The organism is Paraliomyxa miuraensis (assembly GCF_026337845.1).
Lineage (GTDB): Bacteria > Myxococcota_A > Polyangia > Nannocystales > Nannocystaceae > Paraliomyxa > Paraliomyxa miuraensis.
The window spans coordinates 1-262 of the sequence record NZ_JAOVZF010000030.1; the positions used below are offsets into that span (position 1 = coordinate 1).

The following is a 262-nucleotide window of genomic DNA, read 5'->3' on the forward strand; positions in this document are numbered from 1 at the left end:
GCTCGGTCGGCTCGGCGCTCGCGGTCTCTTCCTTCGGCTGCAGTTCCTCGAGCCTGTCCGTCACCCGCGCGAGCTCCTTGGCCAGCCCAGGTGACACAGCCCCGTGCCGTGCCTCATGGCGCTCGATCAGCGCAACCTCTTCTTCCAGCAGCGCGAGGTTCTCGGGATCCGCCTCCTGGGCGAGCACCAACTCGTCCACCGCGAGGTTGAACGCGAGCCTCTCGTCCGCGTCGGGCCGAGCGCGCTGGGCGAGCGCATCGAA

1 protein-coding gene is annotated in these 262 nt (G+C 69.5%); it reads right to left on the reverse strand.

The features are described from left to right. Positions 1-262 (reverse strand): hypothetical protein (locus OEB96_RS00120; protein ID WP_266213342.1); only part of this gene is annotated, 262 nt, incomplete at both ends.